Origin of the sequence: Chryseobacterium potabilaquae, assembly GCF_902728265.1 — a bacterium.
GTDB classification, from domain to species: domain Bacteria; phylum Bacteroidota; class Bacteroidia; order Flavobacteriales; family Weeksellaceae; genus Chryseobacterium; species Chryseobacterium potabilaquae.
The window spans coordinates 263,970-287,567 of sequence record NZ_CACVBR010000002.1 but is presented as its reverse complement, the minus strand read 5'-3'; the positions used below and the strand labels follow the sequence as shown (position 1 = coordinate 287,567).

Genomic DNA, 23,598 nt, shown 5'->3' with positions numbered 1-23,598 from the left:
TTATTTGCCAGTATCAATACCTCCATTGTTACCACTTGCGTTGTTTGGGTCACCACAACCCTCAATAAATTGTTTTGTTCCACCAAAGATTTTCTTAGGATTATTAATTTTTACTAATTGTAATTTTTCTAGAGATAATTTTTTTTCCTTTTTGATTTGTTTTTTCATTTTGACCAAGTTAAATATTAAATTTAAGAGAACAAAGTAAATGATATTTTTTTAATTCATAATCAAATAAGTTCATAAATTCATGAATTTATAAGTATTGAAAGTGGTTTAATTTGTTGAAAATCAAAGAGTATTGGAAGGGGCTTTTATTAATGAAATTGTTATCTTAATCAAATGATTTAAATATGATATTTTTGCATAATGATACAAACGATGAAGCTTACCTATTGTATTTTAATAATCTTATCCTATAATTTACTTTGTTCACAAAATAGATCAATAGATTCATTAAAGAAGTATTCTTATAAGGAACTGCAGGAAAAATTTTATGATTATAACTATGATGGGCAACCTGAGCAATCTAGGATGATTGCACAATACTATATAGCAAAATCCAAACAAGAAAAAAACAATCTCCAAATAGCCGAAGGATATGCTTTTATGTGTGTTAATGAAAATGAAAGGGATGCATTAAAATACATAGACAGTTTGGCGGAATTAACTAAAAACTCAAAAGAAAATATATACCCTACACGTATTTACTTATTAAGGGCGAATATATATTTTAAATTTAATGATCAAAAAAAAGCATTAAATAATTATATAATAGGATTAAAATATGCAAAACAAAATAATAATAAAAGGCAAATCGCATTAGCGGAAACTAATATTGCTTATTTAAATAGTTATATCGGAAAAGATTCTGAAGCGGCTAAAGTGTTAAGGTATTATCTAGATAACGCATTCTATCTAACTGAAAATGAGTTAGAAAAAATTCGACTAAATCTCGCAGATTGTTATATTGAAATTAACAATTTAGATTCGGCTAAAATTTTAATTAGCAGAGGGCTGGGTGCTTTTAAAAATAAGAAGACTTATAGATATTATCAGTATTTGACTTTAGCAGGTTTCTATAATTTAAGACTTAAAAAATATCAGCTTGCTATTAATGATTTATTATTATGCAAAAGATATTTTCTTGCAACAGATGATATAAGAAATAAAAATTATACTCTTTTATATTTAGGAAAATCCTATACAGGATTAAATGAAAATGAAAAGGCTGCAGAGAGTTTTGTTAAAATTGACTCTATGGTTCATAAGAATAATTATGTATTCCTTGAGCTTGGAGAAGCTTATACTTATCTGATAGATTATTATAAAGAAAAGAAAGATAAAGAAAAGCAGTTGTATTACATCGAAAGATTTTTAAAAATAAATCAAATGTTGGATTCTCAATTCAAATATGTATCTCGCGAATTGCCCAGACGATATGACACCCCAAAACTTATACATGAAAAAGAAACTATCATTAATGAACTAAAAAATAAAAAAAAAATATTTTACTTTTCTCTTGTAATTTTATTATTGATCCTATTAATATTAATATTTCTATACAATAAATCTAAAAAATCTGAAAAGCAATATAGAAAGATTGCTCAAGATTTAATCCAAAAAGTTCAGGCAGATAATAGGATTCATCTTCCAATAGAATCTCAACAACAAAATTCTTTTAATACAATAGAACAAGAAAACATAAAAGATAAAAACACTAGTGTTATTTCAAAAAATGTAGTTCAAGCTGTTCTGAAAGAATTGGAAATCTTTGAAATAAAAAAGCAATTTTTAAATAAAGGAATTACTTTAGGAAATCTTGCAAAAAAAATAAAAACAAATTCTAAATACTTATCGGAAATAATTAATACTCATAAAGGTAAAAATTTCGCTGCTTATTTAAATGACCTTCGGATTGATTATGCTATAAACAAACTTGCTGAGAGTAAAAAATTCCGCTCGTATAAAATATCGTCTATTGCAGATGAATTAGGTTATAATACAGAACAAGCATTTACTTTAGCATTTAAAAAACGAACAGGAACCCCACTTTCTATTTATTTAAAAGAAATTGAAAAAATGGGACGTTGAAATTATTTAAATTTCTGGTTTTTAATGAATTATTATTTTTAAATTCATGAATTTGCTTTCATGGATTTATGAATTTATGAGCCAACCGCTTGCATAATCAGTTGATCTTACAGCATCTTTGCCACCGATAAATGTGTACCGTGTCAAGTACACAAAATGAAATCATAGATGAAAAATATAATCTCCATATTCTGTATTACCTTTCCTATAATTACTTTCTCACAAGAGAAAAAAAATGATTCTCTGGGTAAGATAGTAGAAAAAGAAATACAAGAAGTCGAAATAAAGGCTAATAAAAAACTTGTTGAAAGAAAAATAGATAGGATTGTTTTCAATGTGGAAAATTCTATATCCGGAATAGGAGGTAATGCATTAGAAATTTTGAAAATTACACCAAGTATTAGGATTCAAAGTGAGAATATATTATTAACAGGAAAAAATTCAGTAAAAGTAATGATCAACGATAGACTTACTCAACTTTCTGGGGAAGATTTGATGAATTACTTGAAAAATATCCCTGCTGAAACTATTAAAAAAATTGAAGTTATCACTAATCCACCCGCAAAATATGATGCTGAGGGAAGCAGTGGTTTAATAAATATTCAACTGAAAACATCAAAACAAAATGCTTGGAGCGTAGGTCTTCGCTCAACTTACCAACAGGCAAATTATACAAGCTTGACCCACGGAGTAGGATTTTCTTATCAAAAAAACAAACTTTCTATTTTAACAGATTTGTCTTATAGGTATGGAAAAGAGCTTTATACTAATGATATTAACTATTATTATCCTTTAGAACATTGGAAAAATTATATATTTAATAGAAAACATATCAATAATGTGGGAAGTTCTATCAATTTTCAATATGAACTGTCAAAAAAGAGTGTATTAGGTTTTCAATATTCGGGGACTTTTTCAGATAATTCTACAGACGAATTCAATTTCAATAAAAGTTATAATGGCATTAATTCTTTATCAAAAGATTATGAAACTAATGGTAGATCCTTTACAAGACCCCAAAATCTTTCCTTTAATACAAATTACACATACAAAATAGATTCTCTTGGTAAAAAAGTTTCTGTTGATTTAGATTATTTCGATACCCAATCGCCAAAAAACAATCAGTTTAATAGTGTAATGAATGATATTGGGGATGCTTCGGTAGAAAAGGTGCATGCTATTAATACCTCTAACCAGAATGTTAAAAATTACTCTCTCAAAACAGATTTTGATTTACCATATCGATTTGCTCATTTATCTTTTGGTGCAAAAGTAGTTACGACCAATACAAGAAACAGTGTTGATGCTAATTTATACAATATCGTAGATTATATTCCTATCAGTTCACAAAGTGATAATTTCAAATATACTGAGAATATACAGTCCCTTTATTTCTCGATAAATAAAACTTTTAATAAGAAATGGGAAGCAAAAATAGGACTAAGAGGTGAATATACACAAACAATTTCTAATTCTATCTCCAATAATCAAATGAACAAAAATAAATATTTTAAGTTGTTTCCCACAATGTATCTTTCTTATAAAGCTAATGAAAATAATATGATGTTCGCAAGTTTCGGAAGAAGGATACGACGTCCTAGTTTTTGGGAGCTAAATCCTGCAAGATGGTATCAAAATCCAAATTCTTACGCGGAAGGGAATCCTTTTTTACAACCTTCTTTTATATATAACATTGAAGTGAATTATGCATATAAAACGCTACTTAATCTGAATTTATATTATAGTAATGCTATTAATAATTTTGGACAGCTAACTTTTCATGATACTCAAAATGAGCAGCAAACTTTTAAAAGGTTAAACTTTGCCCATGAAAAGTTTATAGGGGGAACTCTCTCTGTCAATCATAAACCATTAAGCTGGTGGAATTTTTCTACTGAAATTGGATCGGGATACTACGAATCAAATCCTTATATAGATATTCTTGCTACTCATTATTCAGGGTGGTATGGATATAGTAATATGGCTAATAATTTTATCTTAAATGCAAATAAAACCTTTTTGGCAACTATTTATTACGAATACAATTTTCCTTCTACGGGAATGAATAGTTTTACTGCATCTTCAAGTCTTAATATAGGACTTAAATATTTACTACTTGATAAAAAAATGACGTTAGCACTCAACTTTAATGATATCCTGAAGACAGATTATGGAACTTCTGCGAATGGAACTTCGGGAATTAGACAAAATTTCACACAATATTATGATACAAGGTTTATAAGATTTGCGTTGAATTATAATTTCGGAAATAAGAACATAAATATTAATAAAAGAGCTACAGGAAATCAAGAGGAAAAGAATAGAAATAACTAATTGTATAGCCTAATATTTTGAAATGGCCAATTCAAATGAAGGTAACAATATAAAGCTTGCAAGCAATTACCGAACGAGTTAATGTAAGAAAACTATTACTCACAATAATTAATAATAAACTTAATCAAAAATGAAAAATTTAAATTTCAAAGCTATAATAGCAAAAATGGAAATATTAAGCGAAAATGAAAAAGGTAAACTGAAAGGAGGGATAAAGGCAATTCAGCCTATAAAGTCTGGTGGACTTGACGGGAATAATAATCAGTGTCATAACTCTGTTTGCTAGTTTAATAAAGCAGCCTGTTAGGTCATTGATCTAACAGGTTTTATAATAAAATGATAAAGAATGAAAAGTAGCTATTATAATAGTTTTTTTGATTATGAGAATAAAAAAGTAGGATATAATTCTTTGAGCAACAGTTTCATTATATTAGAACCAATACTATTTGATTTATTCGAAGCAAGTTTAAATGAAAATATTATTGAGGATTTGCAATTAGTGCATGAGGATTTATATACTATTCTTGTATCAAATGGCTTTATTATAAACGATGAATTTGATGAACTCGAAGAAATCAAAAGGATAAGCTTTGATCATGATTTTGATGAAAAAGAGTATCATTTAATAATTAATCCGACAATGAATTGCAATTTCAAATGTTGGTATTGTTATGAAACTCATATTAAGGATTCAAAAATGTCTGAAGAAACTCTTCAGAAAATAGTTACTCATATTGACCATATTTTAGAGGATAAAAAAAATATTTTGGAACAGTTTACTCTTAGTTGGTTTGGGGGGGAACCATTGTTATATTTTGATAAAACGGTTTTGCCATTGCTTAAAAATATCTATCCTAAAATAATTAAAAATAATATTAGTTTTAAATCTGGTTTCACTACGAATGGATTATTAATCAATCAAAATATTTTAGAGGAATGTAAAAATTATGGTGTGAATTTTTTTCAAATAACCTTAGATGGTCATAGAGAAAGACATAATAAAGTAAGATTTATTTCTAAAACTCGAGGTAGTTACGATGAAATTGTTAACAATATTAAACTTTCTGTAAAAAATAAATTTAATATAAATATCAGAATAAATATATCTGAAGAAACTATTTCTGATCTAATAAAAATAATTGAAGATTTTGATGATGTTAACTTAGCTGATAGAGACTTTTTAACATTTTCTTTTCATGAGGTTTGGCAAGAAGAAAAAAATTTAACATGTGATATTTCTAATATAGTAGATATATTTCGAGAAAATAAATTTAGATGTACTTATAAAGGAGAGCAAACAGCCTCAATAAAGTCCTCATGTTATGCTGATAAATTGAATCAAGCCACTATAAATTATAATGGAGAAGTATTTAAATGTACCGCAAGAGATTTTGATACCGCATCGAAAGAAGGTGATTTAAAAGATAATGGCCGCATTGTATGGAATGATAAGTTTCAAAAGAGAATATATGATACCCGTTTTAAAAACCCTCCTTGTTTAAAATGTAAAATATTACCTATTTGCAATGGAGGATGTTCTCAACATAGAATGGTGAATGAGGGTAAGGAGTATTGTGTTCATAATTTTGATGAAAATAGTAAGTTAGAACTAATTAGGCAGAAATTTTATTCTAGAATCGTAGAAACAGTCAATCTGTAAAATAATTGTTTTTAATTCAGGTTTATAAATACATTCAATTGATTTACTCCGTCTTTTTCTCCTTAAATAAAAACGAAAAGATTACAATTTATGAAGATTATCCCCCAACATGACCAAATGGGCTGTGGGCCGGCCTGTCTTGCTATGATCAGTATGCATTATGGAAAAAAAATTGATATCCAATATCTTCACGATAAAAGTCATATAACAAAAGAAGGAGTCTCTTTGTTGGGAATTAGTGACGCAGCAGAAAAAATCGGTTTTAAAACTTTGTCGGCGAAACTGAAATCTGAAGACTTTAAAGAAGAACTCTTTCCTTGCATCCTCCATTGGAATCAAAATCATTTTGTTGTTCTATACAGGATAAAAAAGAATTGGTTATCTAGCAAAATTATTTATAAGATAGCAGACCCAGGATATGGTTTTATTTCTATTTCTGAAGAAAATTTTAAAAGATCTTGGCTTTCAGATAAAGAAAAAGGGGTTGCCTTATTTCTTACACCTACAGAATATTTTTATAAATTACAGCTCCCAAAAGAAGAAGAAATTGGCTTAGGTTTTTTGTTAAAGTATCTTAAATCATATCAGAAACAACTTTTTTTAATGTTTTTGATGTTATTGGTAGGAAGTGGAATTACTTTAATATTTCCTTTTCTCACTCAAAACTTAATTGATAAGGGGGTTAATGCAAAAAATCTAAATCTCATCACAGTCATTTTGTTGGCACAATTGGGATTATTTTTAGGATCTATAATTATTGAGGTTATAAGAAACTGGTTGATGCTTTATATGGGAACAAAGCTAAGCATAACCATTATTTCAGATTTTCTGAAAAAATTGCTTCAACTTCCCATTAAATTTTTTGATACGAAGATGATTGGAGATTTTAATCAAAGGATACAAGATAATGAAAGAATAGAGCAGTTTTTAACTTCACAAAGTTTATTGACTTTTTTTTCCATGATTACTTTTCTCGTTTTCTTTGGTGTATTATGGCATTATGATGGTAACATTTTATTGGCTTATATATCACTTACCTTCATCTCTATTTCATGGTCTTTTTATTGGCTAAAGAAACAGAAAATTTTAGATTATTACAAATTTCAAGAAAGGAGTAGAAATCAAGAGTCAATTTATGAAATTATTAATGGGGTTACAGAAATTAAATTAAATCAATTTGAAGACTATAAGCGTAAAGAGTGGGAAAATATCCAACAAAAACTTTTTAATATCAATATCAGGATTTTAAAGCTTAACCAAATACAAATTTCAGGTTTTGATTTTCTCAATCAAGTTAAAAATATATTGGTAACATTCTTAGCTGCTACTTTTGTAGTACATGGAAAAATGACTTTGGGAGAACTTTTAAGTATTTCCTATATTATAGGACAAATGAATTCTCCTATTAATCAATTAGTAGTGTTTTTTCGTTCTTTACAGGATGCAAAGTTAAGTTTAGAAAGATTGAGTGAGGTCCAAAATCATGCTGTGGAAGAAAATTCAGAACAAATAAAGTTAGATTTAAATTCCTCTACAATTAATGGAGTTACCAATGACATTGAACTTAGAAATGTGAATTTCCAATATGAAGGACCAAAATCTCCATACGTACTAAAAGATATTAATTTATCTATTCCTAAAGGAAAAATAACTGCGATTGTGGGGGCAAGCGGAAGTGGAAAAACAACATTAATGAAGTTATTGCTGAAATTTTATGAACCTTCAGAAGGAGAGATATTATATAATTCGATGCAAATAAGCAGGTTATCTGCAAAAAGCCTAAGAGAAAATTGTGGGGTTGTTATGCAAGATGGATTCATTTTTTCTGATACTATTGAAAGAAATATTGCTACAGGAGATGAAAATATTAGTGTCGATAGACTTCAAAAAGCTACTAAAATATCTAATATAGAAGAGTTTATCGATTCCTTACCTTTGAAATTTAATACAAAAATAGGAGCAACCGGAAATGGTATTTCTGGAGGACAAAAGCAAAGGATATTAATTGCAAGAGCAGTATACAAAGACCCTCATTATATTTTCTTAGATGAAGCAACAAGTGCTCTAGATGCTGAAAATGAGAAAATTATTCATGATAATTTACAAAGCTTTTTTAAAGGAAAAACTGTTATTGTAATAGCGCATAGATTATCTACAGTAAAAAGTGCGGATCAAATTATTGTGCTTAAAAATGGGAAAATAGTAGAGCAAGGGGACCATAAAGAGTTAGTAGATAATAAGGCAGATTATTATTATCTAGTCAAAAATCAATTAGAATTAGGAAATTAAATTTAAATGGAGTTCCGATTTTAGCTTGGAACTCCTATTTTCAAAATAATGTTTTATAATATTTTCTCAAAAGCCAACTTTTTAGAAATACACATTTTTAAGAAAGTTTTATTAGTATTGGGTTCGTATATTTTTATATGTATTTGTACTCTATTCAGTTTATTACTTATAGCGCCGGTAGATTATTTTATAGTTAATATATTAAATTATGAATCTATAATTAATCTTATATCGGAATCAACGAATGAGATTAGTAATGAAAATATTTTAAAAGTTGCAATTATAGTTCCTATAATTGAAGAAATTTTATTCAGGTTAATTTTAAAGCCTAATACATTTTATATAAGTATATTTTTTTTATTCTTTTCATTTTATATATTAAATGGAAACTTTACAAAAGTAGAATTTACCGATTTTGCTTTTTATCTAAAATTTGGAATAGCAATTTCAATAGCTATGATAGTTTATTGGAAAGATAAATATGTTATTTCGTTTATAAATAATCACAATAAATTTTTTGTTATATTTTCTATAATTCTATTTGGTTTGGCACATATCTCAAATATTAAGCCTTTTCATCTACCTTTGATTATATTTTATCCCGTATTTATTATTCCTCAAATAATACTAGGATACTTTATTACTAACATACGTATGAAACTAGGATTTATATGGGGAATATTATTACATTGTTTAATAAATTTAATCAATATTTATCTTTAAATAATCAATATGGAGAATTTAAAATTATTAACAATTGAAGAACTAAATGAATGTAATGGGGGACATAATGGTATGGCATATGAAGCAGTCCAAACAGCTGCAAAAATAGTAAAATATGGAAAATATGCTATAACAGCTATTGGGTTCTTTCTCAGTTAACATTCAATAAAACAACTAATACTTTATGAGTTAGTTAAATTTTGGGTTGTTTCACCTGAAATAGCCCAATTTAGTTAGTTTGAAAATCGAATGATTTTTTATCGTTTCATTTGTTATGGCCAATATGTTCATAAACATAGTTTTAATCGTCTCCTTCTATATCCTATTTTAACCTGTTTAGTGTAAAATCATTTTTTTCAATGTTAAAAAATAAATTTAAACAACTTCATCACTAAAAAATTGGGCATCCTGAGTTTTGTTGAAAAATTACCCAATGGTTTTCAAACTTATTTAGGTGAAAATGGAGCGCTATTATCTGGGGGGCAAAAACGAAGAATTGCTATTGCCAGAGCTTTATATAAAAGTCCAGAAATATTAATTTTAGATGAAGCGACGTCTTCATTAGATTCTGAATCAGAAATGGCTATTCAAAATACCTTACAGGAATTTAGAAATCAAGGAAAAACGATGATTGTGATAGCACATCGATTGAGTACAATTGCAAATGCTGATACTATTTTGGTTATGAAAGAAGGACAAATTATAGAGAAAGGAGATCACAATGAACTTATATCCAAAGACTCTGTTTATAGATCTATGTGGGAAAAACAAAAAATAAACTTGAACTAATCTTTTGAAAAATGTATAGTAATATTAAATATTCTAAAATCACAAATTATGATTGATTTACTGTTGTTTATAATGGAGCTCTTATACTCTGTTATGTGAAAAAATAATCCGAATGAGTAGGGTTTTAATAAAAGGAATACGGTAATTAGTATGACTATAAAGAGGTGTGTGATTTGGGAATGATAGTTGTATGATGGGTGTTTTGTAAGGGGGAAAAATGGTCGGAAGTTTTTCTTCCGACCATTACCAATCTAAAAAGGGTTTTTATTTTCAGTATTAAGAAAACAATATATTTTTGCTATTGAATTACAAATACAATAGGTAGAGTTAATTGGTATTGTACAACTCCACTTTTTTTCATTGCGGGTGTCCATAGTGTAGTAATAGATCTTGCTGCTTTTACCGCTTCGTTGTTTAATGATTCGTTTTCGCCACTTGCTTCAATATTAGTAATACTACCATCTGTCAACACGACAAACTTGAGTATGGACCTTATTTTTCCTTTATTTGTAATATTATTCATATTCAAACCATCCATGATTAATTGGGCAAAGGCTGCTGCACCATTAGGAAATTCAGGTTCTTGTATTATTTCATCTTCACTATCTTCTGTTTCATTATTAGTGGCTTCATTATCTGTATTTGTAGGGTTGTTGATCTCTTCTATAGCTTCTTCCATGCTTTGAACTTGTTTTTGTAGCCATCCGAGATCTTCAAGAGTATAATCATCTGTGGAAGCATAAATAACTTTTTCACTAGCACTCTTAGGGCAATATATATCATATGTTGAATTGGTAATATTTTTTTGATTTACTAAGGATTCTAATTCATCACATAGAGCAGATCTTTTTGCTACAATAGCAATAATCTCATCCGGTATTTGCGGTTCCTCAACAATAATTCCTCTATTTTCTGTATCTTCTTTATTTTCAGTTATTTCTGTGTCTTTAGTGGTTGCCTGTACATCTCCGACTTGTTCTAAATAACATTCATACCATTTAATGCGGGGAGTTTCACCTTTAGGGTAAACAAATGTATAATGAGTTTCCGACTTAGTACCTGGACATGGAGTGGCAAGAATCCCAAAATTGTATCCCCGGCTGTCCGTGCAACTGCATTTGTCATGGTTATAATTATGATTTAAGTGTCCCGACATATGGGCTGCTCTTTCTGCTGTAAAACGATTATCTTCAACACCGAAATCAATACCAAGAAGATTAAGTTCAACAATGGGGTCTTTGAAGCCTACGCATTTACTTGAAGTATTATTTGCAGTACAGGTAATAATATACTCATCAAATTTTGTTTCTGTTTGAGGATTGACAATGGTATTACCTGTTTTTTGGTACGAATATGATATCGTTAGTCCAAACTCACTACATATTGTTCCAGAAGATTGCCCAAAACACAATACAGTACTTAATAATACGAGTAAAAAATGAAATTTTTTCATGGTGTCTGCGCTTTTAATTCTACATAAAGCTATGAACTAATTTTTTAATTTCAATAAATATTTTTCTGTATTTTTAACTTTAAGTATAAATATTTATTTTAATTTACTATAATTTAATATTTATTTCTATCCTATGGGCTTGTTGAGTATAATCGGATTTGTGTAGGTAGGTACCAAAATTCTATGGAGGAGAAATATTTTTGTCAATTATTAATATGAAAAATGATATTCAAAATATGAAACTAATTTTTATTTTTCTATTACTAAATGGTAGTATTAGTTATGCTCAAAATAGGGTAGGCAAAGAAGAAACTTCTCAACAAAATCCTGAAGATTGCCCTTCACCAAATCCATCTCAGTTTTTGGGCGTTTGTAATGCTATTTGGAATACCTCTTATGCTACAACGGCTGGTTTTGGATATACTTATCAAGAAAAAATATGGGAAATTGCTTGTGCAAAGCCTAGCGTAGATTCATTTGAAATAGCCAAAGCGAAAATACAAAAGATGTGGTTGAAAAATCGTGAAAACTTTCGTTGTTTTAATTTTCCGAACTCAATTGCCACAGATAAAAATATAACTAAATTCAGTTTAGAATCGGGTGTCCCAGGATTTATATTAGAAGCTATTAAACGGTATAATTTAGATATGAATTTTAAAGATCCTGCAGATAATAAAACCATAATGGATTATATCAAAGACAGACAAGAAGTAATGCTCAAGCAACCTCCAATTGATCAGGCAAAAATTGATGAATATGAAAAAATATATAATATATTAAAAAATAAAGGAGCTAAGCATGCCAAAGACTTATAAAATTAAGTTTTATAATCCTATGAAATGCGACCTTATCTAAGGATTAGTATAGGTATAAAAGTTATATACTTAAAAATTAAATTTTTACATTATTGTGAGAATGTAGGAATGGATATTTCTACTTGGGTTCCTTTTGGCTGATTTTTTTCAAAAGATATATTTCCATTTAGTTTTTTCAAGAGTTGAATAACAAGGTGAAGTCCTAATCCTTTGGTCTTAAATGATGAAATACTGTCTAGATGATTATTGTTTAGCTTGTTATAATAATCTAAAAATGGTTCTTTCATTCCTATACCATTATCTATTATATGGATAAGTATTAAGGAGTCTTTTGTACTTGTCGAAATCATAATCTCTCCTTCATAGGTGTTTTTTACGGCATTATCTATAAGATTATGAATAATTACCATGAGAATGGTTTTATTGACTTGTAATTTGATGTTTTTTTCTGAATTGTTGTAGATTACCGTTTGATTTTGTAAGGCAATTTCTTTAAATAGTGATTTCTTCTCTTCAATAAGATTAAAAATATAATATTCTTCTTCTTGAAATGTAGGAGTTTGGCTATTAAATAATTCGGTATAATTTTTTAAGTTCAAGGTAAATTTATAAAGTTCCTCAGAAGATTTATGAATCATATTAAAGTATTGTTTCTGGAGCTTAGGACTATTGGTTTCTACTAGTTTTTGTGACATCATTGAAAGGTACCTAATAGGAGTGGTAATATCATGATTGATCGTCTGAATCAAATTTTTTTGATATTCTGATTCACTCTTTAGCATATTTTGGGTTTCTTTGAGCTCACTATTCTTTTCCTCAACAATTTTTTTTAATTCATCATTTTCTGTTTTCAAAAATCTTGTTCTTGAAATGATAATTAAAGTGATAATAGATATGAGAATTACAATTATAAAAATTCTAAACCATAGGGTTTGATAAAAAAGAGGAGGGATATGGATGAAAATTTTTTTATAAGCAAAGTGGTTATTCGGAGAGATAAGAGCTCTTATATTTAATGTGTAATCTCCGGGAGGAAGAGGGTTAAGGTTATATATTCTATCTTTTACAGGTTCCCAATTGGTGGTTATTTCGTCCCCATCTTGCAATTTTGCATCTATATGAAGATTATCATTATTTGAAAAGTACGGGATGTCGATGTAAATGAATGTTTCTTCAAGATCGTTTTTTAAGTGTAGAGTGTCATTAATGGGAGTGAAATCGGATCCATTTGTTTTATCTTTTATTCTCTCAATATAAATGTCATTTTTTTTGGGATAATAAGTATTAACCTTGAGAGGATTAAAAAATACATATCCATCCATCGAGGGTAGAACAAAGTCTCCATTTTGTAGTTCTACAAAAGAAGATGAAGCTCCTGATCCATTGAATTCATTAATTTTAAAACCATCGTCTTTTGTAAAGCGATAATAAAAAACTTTGGTCTTATTGTTAATGGCATATTCTAGTAATTTTTTTTCCGGAACTTTAAATAAACCGTTATTACTAGGGATCCATAAAAATCCTTTTTTATCTTTTAATACTTCATGCGGATATGATAGATAACTATTTTCGTCATAAGGCATTTTGATGAGCCGATTAGATTTGAGTAAATAAAATCCTTTACCTCGAGTAATTATCCAAATATTACCGTCATTTGTAGAGGTGATCTTTTTTATATCTAATATACCCGTGCTAATTTTTTTTATACGTTGTTGTGATTTAGATACTAGATATAAACCATCAGTACATCCTACAAGAATTTTATCAGAATCAATATGTTTTACACTATTAATATAATTTTTAAACATAAAAGTATGATCCACCTTTTCAAAACAATCATTCTCGTAAATGTTTAAAAAGTAGCTAGAAAGGTTTTCATCGGAGAGGGTTAGCATATAGTATCCACGATCTTTAAAAATAAGGTATGGAAATTGCGTCAGTTTTAAATAATCATATTTTTGATAACAGGAATTGGCGTATCGTCTGTATATCCTCCCATTATTATTCGAAAATAAAATATTCTGGTCATGGTCATATACCATACTACTTTCATCCAAGGTATTGAAATGATAATCCTTGACTAAAGATTTTTTATCATAGATACGACCTTGAAGATTAATGATTTGATCTTTTGAAAATGGAAGCATAGAGTATTGGACTCTATATTCTACAGCTGGGCTGAGTTCCGGAGTACTAAAGTTGGCCAGCTTAATAATATCTAAGCCTTTATTGACAGTACCTATATAAATTAAATTATTTTCTTTGTCAAAATAGATACTAGATATCGAAGACATGTCAATATCAGAGCTTTTAATTTTAATAATGAAACTTGCTTTTAATTTCCCATCTTTTAATTCTGACAGGTAAATTTTTCCTTTATTAATAATGAAATTTTGGTTAAGAGTTGGTAGCCAATATATACGACTCAATGGATCAGTATAGAGAGGGTCGTCTGAAATAAAATGGGAAACTTCTCCATTCTCAATCTTAATAATGCTTTTTTTACTATGATCTCGTAAAAATAAGGTGTCTCCAAAACCGAAGAGGTTAACTAAGTTTTTTAAATAAAATGGTATTGGAATGGTTTTTTCCGTTTTAAAAGTATGATCTAAATAGATTATATTTTTACCTTCCTCCATTAAATATATTCCTGATTTACATCTTATAAATGCCTTGAAAGGATAAGTGATGATGGACTGTGAATTATTTTTATTGAAAAGAATGTATTCTTTATTCTTATATTTAAAGTTATAAGTTTCGTCTTTTATAGAAGGTGAATTTTCCCGATGTATCGTAATTTTTCTTTTTGTGATAAGTAAGTATTCTGATCCTCTTGCATTGGAGATTACAAGACTATCTTTTTTTACGTTTCCCGAAAAATATAAAAAATTAAAATTTGAAAGCTTGAGGTTTTTATAAGTAAGGAAGTTTTTTCCATCATATCTTACGATTCCTCCATCTGTAGATAGCCAAATAAACCCATATTTATCTTTTATAATGTCTTTGATACTATTTTGCGGTAATCCATTATCTGTGTTGTACCAGAATGATGAATATTGTTGTCCGAAAAAAAGTAAAAAATGACATAAGCAAAAAGATAATAACAGTCTTTTCATAATCATAATCTATGGATAATAACTTTAAAATTTCACAGTAGGTTATATAGAATTTTCTCTACATAAAAATAGTTTTTTATTTACAAATACAGCTGTTCTTTTTCTTTGTCAAAATAATTTAATATTTAATTTAATATTTTGTTTAAAGTGTAATAAAAATTCAATTATGATATGTTAATTTTATAGATTAGCATTATAATTATATTTTATATATTTACTTTTTCCTCTCTTTTTTGACGTAAAGTACCTATTTAAGTAAAGATTTATCTTAAATACTAATGTTTAGGTATATATAGATGAATTGGATCGAGTTGTTTTCAATCCGGAGAAGTAGAGTATTTCTAATTTTCAAGATACAAATTATTTTTTATATTTTAAATAATTATTAGAAAAATTTTATATTTTTGGATATCATTTCATTGGACTACTTTATGAATAAAACTAATTTTCTTCTATTTATACTTATTTGCGCAATCGATTGCTCAATTTCTATGTTCTATGCGCAAACTTCTATTGAGATCAGAAATACACTAGATTTTTCAAGAAAGGAAGTCGTTGCCATTTCGGTTTCAGAGTTACGTCATTTTATAAATGAAAATGAGGAAGTGAACGTCAGAATAAAAACAGACAAAAATCAAAATACACCTATTCAATGGATTGATTATGATGGAGATGGTAAAAATGATGAATTACTTTTCCAAGTAAATATTGAAGCTAAAAAAACAGAAAATTATATACTAATAATAGATGCGAAAACTCCTCCTCCTATCAGTCAATTGACAACATATTCAAGATTAGTTCCGGAGCGGGTAGATGATTATACTTGGGAAAATGACAAAGTTGCATTCAGAGTATATGGTCCCAAAGGACAGCAGGAAGCTTTGAAAGGGATACAAGGAAGTACTTTATCGAGTGGAGTAGATATTTGGTTAAAAAGAACCGATAAATCTATTATTAATAAATGGTATAAAGGATATTTGACTGATCCTATGTATTATCATAAAGATACAAGAGGAGAGGGATATGATCCTTATCATGTAGGAAATAGTCGAGGAACGGGAGGTATAGGGATATGGAATAAAGATAGTTTACAGGTCTCAGAAAATTTTGTAACTTCAAAAACCATTGCTGAAGGTCCTTTACGTACCATTTTTGAATTGACTTATAATCCGTGGAGTGAATATGGAATTCGTGAAACAAAAAGGATTTCTTTAGATTTAGGTTCAAACTTTTCTAAATTTGAATCCTCCTTTGATGTAAAAGCTTCGGTTCCCAATTATACGATCGGGATTACATTACACAAAAATGAAGGTAAGGTAAAACTCAATGATAAAAGTGGATACTATCTTCATTGGGAGAAAATTGATGATGCTTTTGTAGGAGAAGGAGTAGTGGTACATCCTAATATTGTTGAAAAGTCAATTGCTTATACATCAGAAATACCAGATCAAAGTAATATATTGATTGTGACTCAACCTCAGAAAAAGCTGACTTATTATGCCGGATTTGCATGGCAAAAAAGTGGGCAGGTTCAAACTCAGAAAGACTGGGAAAACATGCTCCAAAAACAAGCCCAAATAATAGCTCATCCTTTAGTTGTTAAAATAAAATAGTTGTAAAGATGAAATTAAAAATCTATATACCGTTCTTTATTGTTATTGCTTTTAATTCATTTGCTCAAGTAAAAGATACATTAGCAGAAAAAATGGTAATGTATCAACTGCCCAATGGAGGTTGGGGAAAACAATTGAAAGATAAATCTGTTGTGAATTATTCTTTACAAATTGACAAAAATCTTTTAAAAATAATAAAGGCAACCGGAAATGATCATGCAACGATTGATAATAATGCCACTTCTAGAGAAATTAACGGTTTAATGAAAGCATATAAAGCTACACAAAATACTGATTATCTTAAAGCAGCGGAAAGAGGGATACAATATCTTCTTTTAATGCAGTATGATAATGGTGGCTTTCCTCAGTATTATCCCAACACAGGCTTGTATAGAAAGCAAATTACATATAATGATAATGCAATGATTAATGCATTGACGGTTTTATATAATGTGGCAGAAGGGAAAAATGATTTTGAGGGGGTTGATATAAAGTTAAAAACAAAATCAAAAAAGGCTGTACAAAAGGGAATTGAATGTATTCTACAGACTCAAGTTTTACAAAATGGAAGACCAACAATCTGGGCAGACCAGTATAATGAAGTATCATTACAACCCGATAAAGCCCGAGCGTTTGAGCCTATTTCACTTGCGACAGGAGAATCGGTGGGAATTGTAAGATTTTTAATGATGCAACCTATTACTCCTGTAATTGAAAAATCAATACAATCAGCAATTCAATGGTTTGTGGAGAATAAAATTGAAGGTTATAGTTATAATGTTGTCAAGCAGAATGGTAAGACAATAAGAGTATTAGCTGAGGATAAAAATTCCGTGATTTGGGCAAGGTTTTATGATATTAATAGTAATAAGCCTCTTTTTGGAGATCGTGATGGAAGTGTGAAATATAATTATAATGAAGTTTCGGAAGAGCGGCGAAATGGATATAGTTGGTTTGGTGATTTTGCGGAAAAGCTCATTTCCAAAGAATACCCAAAATGGATTGAGAAAAATAAAATTTCTCAATAAAAGAAAAAGTTATCGATATAGTCCAGTTATTGTTTCACTTTTTCACCTCGAAATTATATTTATTCCTCTGTGGGTTAGTGGATACTGAAATAGTATTTTGTAATAGGGACGTGGTATTTAGTCTTCAAAAAAATCTTCTCTAAACGGGGCAAAAGCATCAATCAATTTTCCTACTTCTATGCATCTTACTCCATGAAAAATATTGGGCTGAGCAAAAAATCCATCCCCTTGTTGTAAGATTTTTGTTTTGTTGTCAATAGTTACCTCGAATTTTCCTGAAGCAACATACGTAATTTGTGAATGGAAATGCTGGTGTAAAGTTCCAATTGCATCTTTTTCAAATTTTATACTGGCCATCATGATTTGAGAATTATATCCTATGAATTGCCTTGAAATGCCATTTCCTATATCTTCCCATTCGGAATTACCGTCAAAGAATGGCTCTTTCTTGAATTTCATACCTGTTAATTATTAAAAGATTATACAAAGGGGGATTATTTAATAAACCTTTCCAATCCTGTTTTCATATTCTTTAAAGAATTTACTGCTAATTTTGCAATCGTTTCAGCTCCTAATTGGGATAAATGAGTATCATCATCTTTTCCTTGTGGATAATAGGGATTTTCATCTTTTTTGTAATGTAAATGCAGTTTTTTTGAATTTTCAGGACCATAAGAAATTTCCAATTGTTCAGTGAGTAGCTGCATATCTACAAAAGGAACTTTCAAATCATTCGTTACCATTCTTACGACTAAAGGATACTCTTTGTGGGTATCAAGTAATACTCCATTTTCATTGAAATTTCTTCTTACAATGGAGGACATTAGAATAGGTGTTGCGCCTTTTGCTCTCGTTTCATTGACATACCTTTCTAAATTTGTTCTGTACTGGGTGTAGGGATTAGTAAAACGGGTAGAGTCATTCACTTTTTGATCATTATGCCCAAATTGGATGATAACAAAATCCCCTTTTTTAAGTTGCTTCATTACTTTATCCCATCTTCCTTCTGCTCTGAAACTTTTTGAACTTCTGCCATTTGTCGCATGATTTTGAATTGCTATCTCTGTAGTTAGAAGTTGTGGAAGTATTTGTCCCCAACCATGTTCAGGGTTTTTGTCAGGATTTTCCTTATTGGCCATGGTAGAGTCACCAATGAGAAATAGAGTCGGCTTTTGTTGTGCGTATAAAAATACTGCGAAGAAAATGTATAATATTAAAAAAAGTTTTTTCATTTTAAATTTTTTCAATTACTCTCAAGATGATCTATTATTTATGGGGGTTCCAGCCATTAAATATTTTTTCTAGCGTATAATTTTTCAAGTCTTTTTTAGCTAATTGCTTTGACCAGCTTACACGATGAGAAGTATTTCCGCCTTCACCCTTACTCCCAAATTCTGCATAATATGCTGTTTTCTCTTTATCAGGAAACATTTTATCTCCTTTCCAAGGATTCCACCCTTCAGGGACAATATGTTTTCCCATTTCAGTATGGATGAAAACGGTTTTAGCATAGGGCCGCCAAGGTCTTCCAAGATAGACTTTGGTGATGCCTTCTTTAGCAATTAATTTACAATTGAGAAAAACAAAACCATAGGCTCTGTCTGCTTCTGTTGCGGCGGCAGTAATATAAGAATCGGCTAAACTTTTAATCGTACAGTTTTTAAAGACAACCGTAGCTTGTCCAAAAATAAAATCGGTAGTTCCTTCAATATCACAGTTTTCAAAATATTGTCTGCTGTGATTAGTCGCAGAATAGATCGTATCCTGACAGCCCAAAATAATAGAATTTTTAATGATAAAACGATCTCCTTCCACGTGGAGAGAAACAGCTTGACCTTGATTGCACGAACTATTTTGAATGGTCAAATTACTTATATTAATATCATCACCCATCACCAATAGCGTATAGGAATTAAAGGTTGTCATCTTTTCATTAAATGAATCTGGCTTTCCAGAAAAATCATTGTTGGTGATAATGGTATTGTTTTTATTTTCGCCTTCCAAGATAATTTTATGCTTTGAAGAGGGGATAATAACTTTTTCATTATAGGTTCCGGATTTAATAAGGACTAGTGCTTCTGACGGGCCTAAATCTCTTATGGAATTAATTGCTTTCTGAATGGATGTAAAGTCTCCACTTCCGTCTTTCGCTACTGTAATTTTTATGTAGGGATCATTTCCCGCTAAGAGAAATTGAGTGATCAGGATAAACAAAATTAAAAATAATTTTTTCATAAAATTTACTTTAAAACCTTATCTAAAAAGTCGATGGTATAATTCAATGTTTCTGTGAACCAAGGCTCTGCTGACCAGAATGAATGGGGCGAATCTTTAATTTCATGAAACTCAGTCGGAATAGCATAGCTTTTTAGTTTTTTCATCATATCATCTCTTCCTGCATGAAATCGGGGCTGTGAGCTATTGATAAAAAGAGTAGGAGGGGTATCTTTATCTACATACTCTAACGGAGAAGCTTCTTTCCAGATTTTAGGATTGTCTTTTTGTGAGTATCCCAACCAATAGGCATCGTAAGTTCCTTCTTTACCTGATTCCTCATGAACAAAGGATACAACGCCATCCACATTTACAATAGCCTGAAGCTTATTCTTTTTCTTCACTCCCACCAATGTCGCCATCTGTGCACCTGCGGATTCTCCCAAAATCACCATTTTATTTTTGTTTAGAGAATATTTTTTGTGACTTTTCTTTAGCCATCGAATGCCTGTTTCAATATCTTCAACTCCGGCGGGATATTTAGCTACATCTGCCAATCGATATCCGATAGCTATTACGACATACCCTTTTGAAGCCAGTTCCATGGCCATAAATTTTTCATTTTCTTTGCTTCCTGAAATCCAACCACCGCCATGAACCATTGCTATTCCCGGATATTTCTTCGATGTATCAAGAGGATAATATACATCAGCTTTTAGAGAAAGTCCGTGGATGTGAGTATATTCTATATCTTTATCGATGCCAATATTTTGAGGAACAGAGCGGTCTATTGGAGTAGTAAAAGGGTATTTTTTCTTGAATTTTTCAAACGTTCCTTCATTGGTGTAAGGAGTAGCATTCGGTCGATTTACTTGTCCGAATGCTATTGTCCCTACAAAAAAAATAGAAATATAAGTATGTCTTTTGTTAAAAATCATTCGTTTATGGAATTTTTATTTAACTGCGTTTTTTGCTACATCTGTACCGATGGAAAGTAAGTTTTTATCAGATGTTACTTCTTTTGGTAGTAATACTGCTCCCGTTTTATTTCCTAAAACCTTAATGTATGGCTTATTTTGAGATTCAAATTTTACTGTTGAAAGATTAATGTTTTTACTATTGTAAATGGTTGCTCCGGTCCCTTCGGTATATTTCAGTTTTACATTTTTTAATTGAATCCCATCTGCATCTACAATGGTTAATGCTTTTTTCGTATCGAATTGAGAATCTTCAATCACAATGTTTTTAAGGTTCATTTCTGCCAAACCGAATAAAGTAATTGCTTCATCAGAATTAACGGCATTGATGTTTTTAAAGAAAATATTTCTGAAAATCGGAGTCTCTTCTGTTACCGGATATATTTTTTCAGGAGTTGTATTACCTTCTTTTTTCTGTCCGTCTTCCAATACAGGAGAAGAACCTTCATAGAACATATTGAATCCTATTGTCTGAGTGGGAATATTAATCATATCAATATTTTTGATATAAATGTTTTCAACAATTCCTCCTCTTCCTCGTGTTGTTTTAAAGCGAAGACCAATATCCGTTCCAATAAAGGTACAATCGGAAACGTGAATATTTCTTGCCCCGCCAGACATTTCACTTCCTACAACAAACCCTCCATGACCATGATATACGACATTGTTTTTAATGATCACATTCTCAGTAGGCATTCCTCTTTTTCTTCCGTCTTCATTTTTCCCTGATTTAATACAAATAGCATCATCACCTACATCGAATGTATTATCGTGAATCAAAACGTTTTTACATGATTCTAGATCTACACCATCACCATTTTGAGAAAACCAAGGATTTCTAATGGTAAGGTTTCTTAAGATAACATTCGAACACATCAATGGATGAAGATTCCAAGCCGGAGAATTTTGAAAGGTAGGTCCATCTAATAAAACCTTATCACAACCTACTAAACTTACCATTACCGGACGTAAAAAGTCTTTAACTGTTATGAGTTCTTCCTTAGAAATTTTGTCTGGAACATTGAAGCTTGAACTGCTTTCAAATCCCTTTTTATAACTTTCTGAAGGATACCAATTTTTACCGTCTGAAGACACAATTCCTCCGGATTTTATAATTTCCTTCCACTCAGATTCTGAGACTTTACTTTTTTTGATGGCTCTCCATGCATCTCCACTTCCATCGATTACGCCTTTTCCGGTGATGGCAATATTAGTAGCATTTCTTGCGGAAATAGGCGATTGACAACGAATAGTATTTAATCCTTCAAAGCTAACGTCCACTAAAGGATAATCCTTTTTATCTTTACTAAAAATAATAAATGCACCTTCTTCCACATGAAGATTGATATTGCTTTTTAATTCGATGGGACCGGTTAGCCACATTCCACGGGGAATGATCAATTTTCCTCCACCTTTTTTGCTAAGAGCTTCTATTGCTTTTTTGAAAGCTTCTGTATTCTTTACATTTCCACCTGAAATTCCACCAAATTGAGTAATTGAAACAGTGTTTGGAAGAAAAGAAGCTTCTGCAACCTGAGGCATTTTAAACTCAATGTTTTGATAAATATTCAGATTCTGAGCATTCATTTGCCCTGAAAACATCATGGCTGTTACTAAACTGATAATGGTAAGAGACTTCTTCATTTTATTTTTTTTGAGTTTTAATTACTTTTTTAAATTCTTGATAAACAATTGATGCTACCACTTTAGCACCTTCCGGTTGAAAATGAGTGTTGTCTTTCTGACCTTTTGGATAGGCTTCATACACATTATCAGGTAGATTCATGAAATAATGATTGGTTGTGAATTCTTGTCCTTTCCGGGTAAAGTATTCCATTGATAATTGGTTTAAATCAATATAGGGTACATTCATTTCTTTGGCAATATCAATGGGAGCTTGTCCATATTCTCCATGTACATTTTCCAATTTTCCGTTTTTCCAAGGATAATTTCTTGCCACTGGTGTCAAGATAATTGGATTTCCTCCTTTTTGTCTTGTTTGGGTTACAAATAATCTTAAAAACTCTTTATATCCTTGAATGTTTACATAACGTTCCATATGTTTTTCTGAACCATCATTGTGACCAAACTGCATCAGTACATAATCGTTAGGTTGTAAGTGTTCATACACATATCTCCATCGGCCTTCCTGGAAAAAAGTTCGGGTACTTCTGCCACCGTGAGCTCTATCAATAATGGCTACGGAATCTGTAGTGATCGCAGATTTTAATATCATTAAACTATCTTTTACAAAAAAGGGTTGGAAAACTTGTCCCCAACCTGTAATCGGATAACGGACTTTCATATAATCTTTACCGGGTTCATAATCACCGGTATAATCTGCCATAGTAGAGTCTCCGATAAGATAAATATGAGTGATTTTTTTATTCTGTTTTGCTGCTGCCGTTTGAGCATTGTTTTGGGATTGGCATGCAGACAACAGCAAAACTCCGAATAAAAATGAAACTATATTAAATGTTTTTATATTCATGA

The 23,598-nt window shown here is 30.0% G+C and carries 18 protein-coding genes; 9 read left to right on the top strand and 9 right to left on the bottom strand.

Features of this window, described 5'->3' with window-relative positions; all coding sequences use genetic code 11:
• Window positions 1–168: a hypothetical protein gene (locus CHRY9293_RS02525; protein ID WP_162031460.1), complete on the bottom strand. Its 168-nt coding sequence runs from the start codon at window positions 166–168 to the stop codon at window positions 1–3.
• 201 nt (window positions 169–369) lie between these two features.
• Here CHRY9293_RS02525 and CHRY9293_RS02520 point away from each other — a divergent pair, with 201 nt between their 5' ends.
• The 6 genes from CHRY9293_RS02520 to CHRY9293_RS02490 all read left to right on the top strand — a co-directional run bounded on the left by CHRY9293_RS02520 (window position 370) and on the right by CHRY9293_RS02490 (window position 9,889).
• Window positions 370–2,094, top strand: coding sequence for a helix-turn-helix domain-containing protein (locus tag CHRY9293_RS02520; protein ID WP_162031459.1), 1,725 nt, complete (start codon window positions 370–372; stop codon window positions 2,092–2,094).
• Window positions 2,095–2,262: 168 nt separating this feature from the next.
• Window positions 2,263–4,428 (top strand): outer membrane beta-barrel family protein, encoded by a 2,166-nt coding sequence (locus CHRY9293_RS02515; RefSeq protein WP_162031458.1) that lies wholly within the window; start codon window positions 2,263–2,265, stop codon window positions 4,426–4,428.
• Between the two features lie 346 nt (window positions 4,429–4,774).
• Window positions 4,775–6,088, top strand: coding sequence for a radical SAM/SPASM domain-containing protein (locus CHRY9293_RS02510; RefSeq protein ID WP_162031457.1), 1,314 nt, complete (start codon window positions 4,775–4,777; stop codon window positions 6,086–6,088).
• Between the two features lie 90 nt (window positions 6,089–6,178).
• Window positions 6,179–8,377, top strand: coding sequence for a peptidase domain-containing ABC transporter (locus CHRY9293_RS02505; protein WP_162031456.1), 2,199 nt, complete (start codon window positions 6,179–6,181; stop codon window positions 8,375–8,377).
• A 732-nt stretch (window positions 8,378–9,109) separates the two neighbouring features.
• Complete coding sequence (locus CHRY9293_RS02495; RefSeq protein ID WP_162031454.1) at window positions 9,110–9,259, top strand: hypothetical protein; 150 nt, start codon at window positions 9,110–9,112, stop codon at window positions 9,257–9,259.
• 240 nt (window positions 9,260–9,499) lie between these two features.
• The gene (locus CHRY9293_RS02490; RefSeq protein ID WP_317173879.1) at window positions 9,500–9,889 is read left to right on the top strand and encodes an ATP-binding cassette domain-containing protein; all 390 of its coding nucleotides are present in this window, start codon (window positions 9,500–9,502) and stop codon (window positions 9,887–9,889) included.
• Window positions 9,890–10,187: 298 nt separating this feature from the next.
• Here the strand turns inward: CHRY9293_RS02490 and CHRY9293_RS02485 are convergent, their stop codons facing one another.
• Window positions 10,188–11,342: an energy transducer TonB gene (locus CHRY9293_RS02485; RefSeq protein WP_162031453.1), complete on the bottom strand. Its 1,155-nt coding sequence runs from the start codon at window positions 11,340–11,342 to the stop codon at window positions 10,188–10,190.
• 236 nt (window positions 11,343–11,578) lie between these two features.
• Here CHRY9293_RS02485 and CHRY9293_RS02480 point away from each other — a divergent pair, with 236 nt between their 5' ends.
• Complete coding sequence (locus CHRY9293_RS02480) at window positions 11,579–12,157, top strand: hypothetical protein (protein WP_162031452.1); 579 nt, start codon at window positions 11,579–11,581, stop codon at window positions 12,155–12,157.
• A gap of 89 nt (window positions 12,158–12,246) precedes the next feature.
• Here the strand turns inward: CHRY9293_RS02480 and CHRY9293_RS02475 are convergent, their stop codons facing one another.
• Entirely contained in the window at window positions 12,247–15,273 is a 3,027-nt protein-coding gene (locus CHRY9293_RS02475; protein WP_162031451.1) for a sensor histidine kinase, read from the bottom strand.
• Window positions 15,274–15,764: 491 nt separating this feature from the next.
• On the opposite strand from CHRY9293_RS02475, the gene CHRY9293_RS02470 reads away from it, so the two are divergent.
• Window positions 15,765–16,886, top strand: a complete 1,122-nt coding sequence (locus CHRY9293_RS02470; protein ID WP_228455445.1) for a DUF4861 family protein — start codon at window positions 15,765–15,767, stop codon at window positions 16,884–16,886.
• Window positions 16,887–16,894: 8 nt separating this feature from the next.
• The gene (gene pelA, locus CHRY9293_RS02465) at window positions 16,895–17,914 is read left to right on the top strand and encodes a pectate lyase (RefSeq protein ID WP_162031449.1); all 1,020 of its coding nucleotides are present in this window, start codon (window positions 16,895–16,897) and stop codon (window positions 17,912–17,914) included.
• Window positions 17,915–18,031: 117 nt separating this feature from the next.
• On the opposite strand, the gene CHRY9293_RS02460 is transcribed toward pelA, so the two are convergent.
• The 6 genes from CHRY9293_RS02460 to CHRY9293_RS02435 are packed head-to-tail and all read right to left on the bottom strand — an operon-like array spanning window position 18,032 to window position 23,596.
• Window positions 18,032–18,373 carry a cupin domain-containing protein gene (locus tag CHRY9293_RS02460; protein ID WP_162031448.1) on the bottom strand — a complete coding sequence of 114 codons (342 nt, stop codon included), beginning with the start codon at window positions 18,371–18,373 and terminating at the stop codon, window positions 18,032–18,034.
• A gap of 35 nt (window positions 18,374–18,408) precedes the next feature.
• Window positions 18,409–19,146, bottom strand: a complete 738-nt coding sequence (locus tag CHRY9293_RS02455; protein ID WP_162031447.1) for a rhamnogalacturonan acetylesterase — start codon at window positions 19,144–19,146, stop codon at window positions 18,409–18,411.
• Between the two features lie 34 nt (window positions 19,147–19,180).
• Window positions 19,181–20,149 carry a pectinesterase family protein gene (locus CHRY9293_RS02450; RefSeq protein ID WP_162031446.1) on the bottom strand — a complete coding sequence of 323 codons (969 nt, stop codon included), beginning with the start codon at window positions 20,147–20,149 and terminating at the stop codon, window positions 19,181–19,183.
• 5 nt (window positions 20,150–20,154) lie between these two features.
• Window positions 20,155–21,066 carry an alpha/beta hydrolase gene (locus tag CHRY9293_RS02445; RefSeq protein WP_162031445.1) on the bottom strand — a complete coding sequence of 304 codons (912 nt, stop codon included), beginning with the start codon at window positions 21,064–21,066 and terminating at the stop codon, window positions 20,155–20,157.
• A 15-nt stretch (window positions 21,067–21,081) separates the two neighbouring features.
• The gene (locus CHRY9293_RS02440; protein ID WP_162031444.1) at window positions 21,082–22,749 is read right to left on the bottom strand and encodes a glycoside hydrolase family 28 protein; all 1,668 of its coding nucleotides are present in this window, start codon (window positions 22,747–22,749) and stop codon (window positions 21,082–21,084) included.
• A gap of 1 nt (window position 22,750) precedes the next feature.
• Window positions 22,751–23,596: a rhamnogalacturonan acetylesterase gene (locus tag CHRY9293_RS02435; RefSeq protein WP_162031443.1), complete on the bottom strand. Its 846-nt coding sequence runs from the start codon at window positions 23,594–23,596 to the stop codon at window positions 22,751–22,753.
• Window positions 23,597–23,598: the final 2 nt, after the last annotated feature.

Excerpts from the sequence above, each read along its gene's own strand:
- CHRY9293_RS02525 (WP_162031460.1), bottom strand. The coding sequence starts at position 168 with ATGAAAAAACAAATCAAAAAGGAAAAAAAATTATCTCTAGAAAAATTA.
- CHRY9293_RS02520 (WP_162031459.1), top strand. The coding sequence starts at position 370 with ATGATACAAACGATGAAGCTTACCTATTGTATTTTAATAATCTTATCC.
- CHRY9293_RS02515 (WP_162031458.1), top strand. The coding sequence starts at position 2,263 with ATGAAAAATATAATCTCCATATTCTGTATTACCTTTCCTATAATTACT.
- CHRY9293_RS02510 (WP_162031457.1), top strand. The coding sequence starts at position 4,775 with ATGAAAAGTAGCTATTATAATAGTTTTTTTGATTATGAGAATAAAAAA.
- CHRY9293_RS02505 (WP_162031456.1), top strand. The coding sequence starts at position 6,179 with ATGAAGATTATCCCCCAACATGACCAAATGGGCTGTGGGCCGGCCTGT.
- CHRY9293_RS02495 (WP_162031454.1), top strand. The coding sequence starts at position 9,110 with ATGGAGAATTTAAAATTATTAACAATTGAAGAACTAAATGAATGTAAT.
- CHRY9293_RS02485 (WP_162031453.1), bottom strand. The coding sequence starts at position 11,342 with ATGAAAAAATTTCATTTTTTACTCGTATTATTAAGTACTGTATTGTGT.
- CHRY9293_RS02480 (WP_162031452.1), top strand. The coding sequence starts at position 11,579 with ATGAAACTAATTTTTATTTTTCTATTACTAAATGGTAGTATTAGTTAT.
- CHRY9293_RS02475 (WP_162031451.1), bottom strand. The coding sequence starts at position 15,273 with ATGAAAAGACTGTTATTATCTTTTTGCTTATGTCATTTTTTACTTTTT.
- CHRY9293_RS02470 (WP_228455445.1), top strand. The coding sequence starts at position 15,765 with ATGTTCTATGCGCAAACTTCTATTGAGATCAGAAATACACTAGATTTT.
- pelA (WP_162031449.1), top strand. The coding sequence starts at position 16,895 with ATGAAATTAAAAATCTATATACCGTTCTTTATTGTTATTGCTTTTAAT.
- CHRY9293_RS02460 (WP_162031448.1), bottom strand. The coding sequence starts at position 18,373 with ATGAAATTCAAGAAAGAGCCATTCTTTGACGGTAATTCCGAATGGGAA.
- CHRY9293_RS02455 (WP_162031447.1), bottom strand. The coding sequence starts at position 19,146 with ATGAAAAAACTTTTTTTAATATTATACATTTTCTTCGCAGTATTTTTA.
- CHRY9293_RS02450 (WP_162031446.1), bottom strand. The coding sequence starts at position 20,149 with ATGAAAAAATTATTTTTAATTTTGTTTATCCTGATCACTCAATTTCTC.
- CHRY9293_RS02445 (WP_162031445.1), bottom strand. The coding sequence starts at position 21,066 with ATGATTTTTAACAAAAGACATACTTATATTTCTATTTTTTTTGTAGGG.
- CHRY9293_RS02440 (WP_162031444.1), bottom strand. The coding sequence starts at position 22,749 with ATGAAGAAGTCTCTTACCATTATCAGTTTAGTAACAGCCATGATGTTT.
- CHRY9293_RS02435 (WP_162031443.1), bottom strand. The coding sequence starts at position 23,596 with ATGAATATAAAAACATTTAATATAGTTTCATTTTTATTCGGAGTTTTG.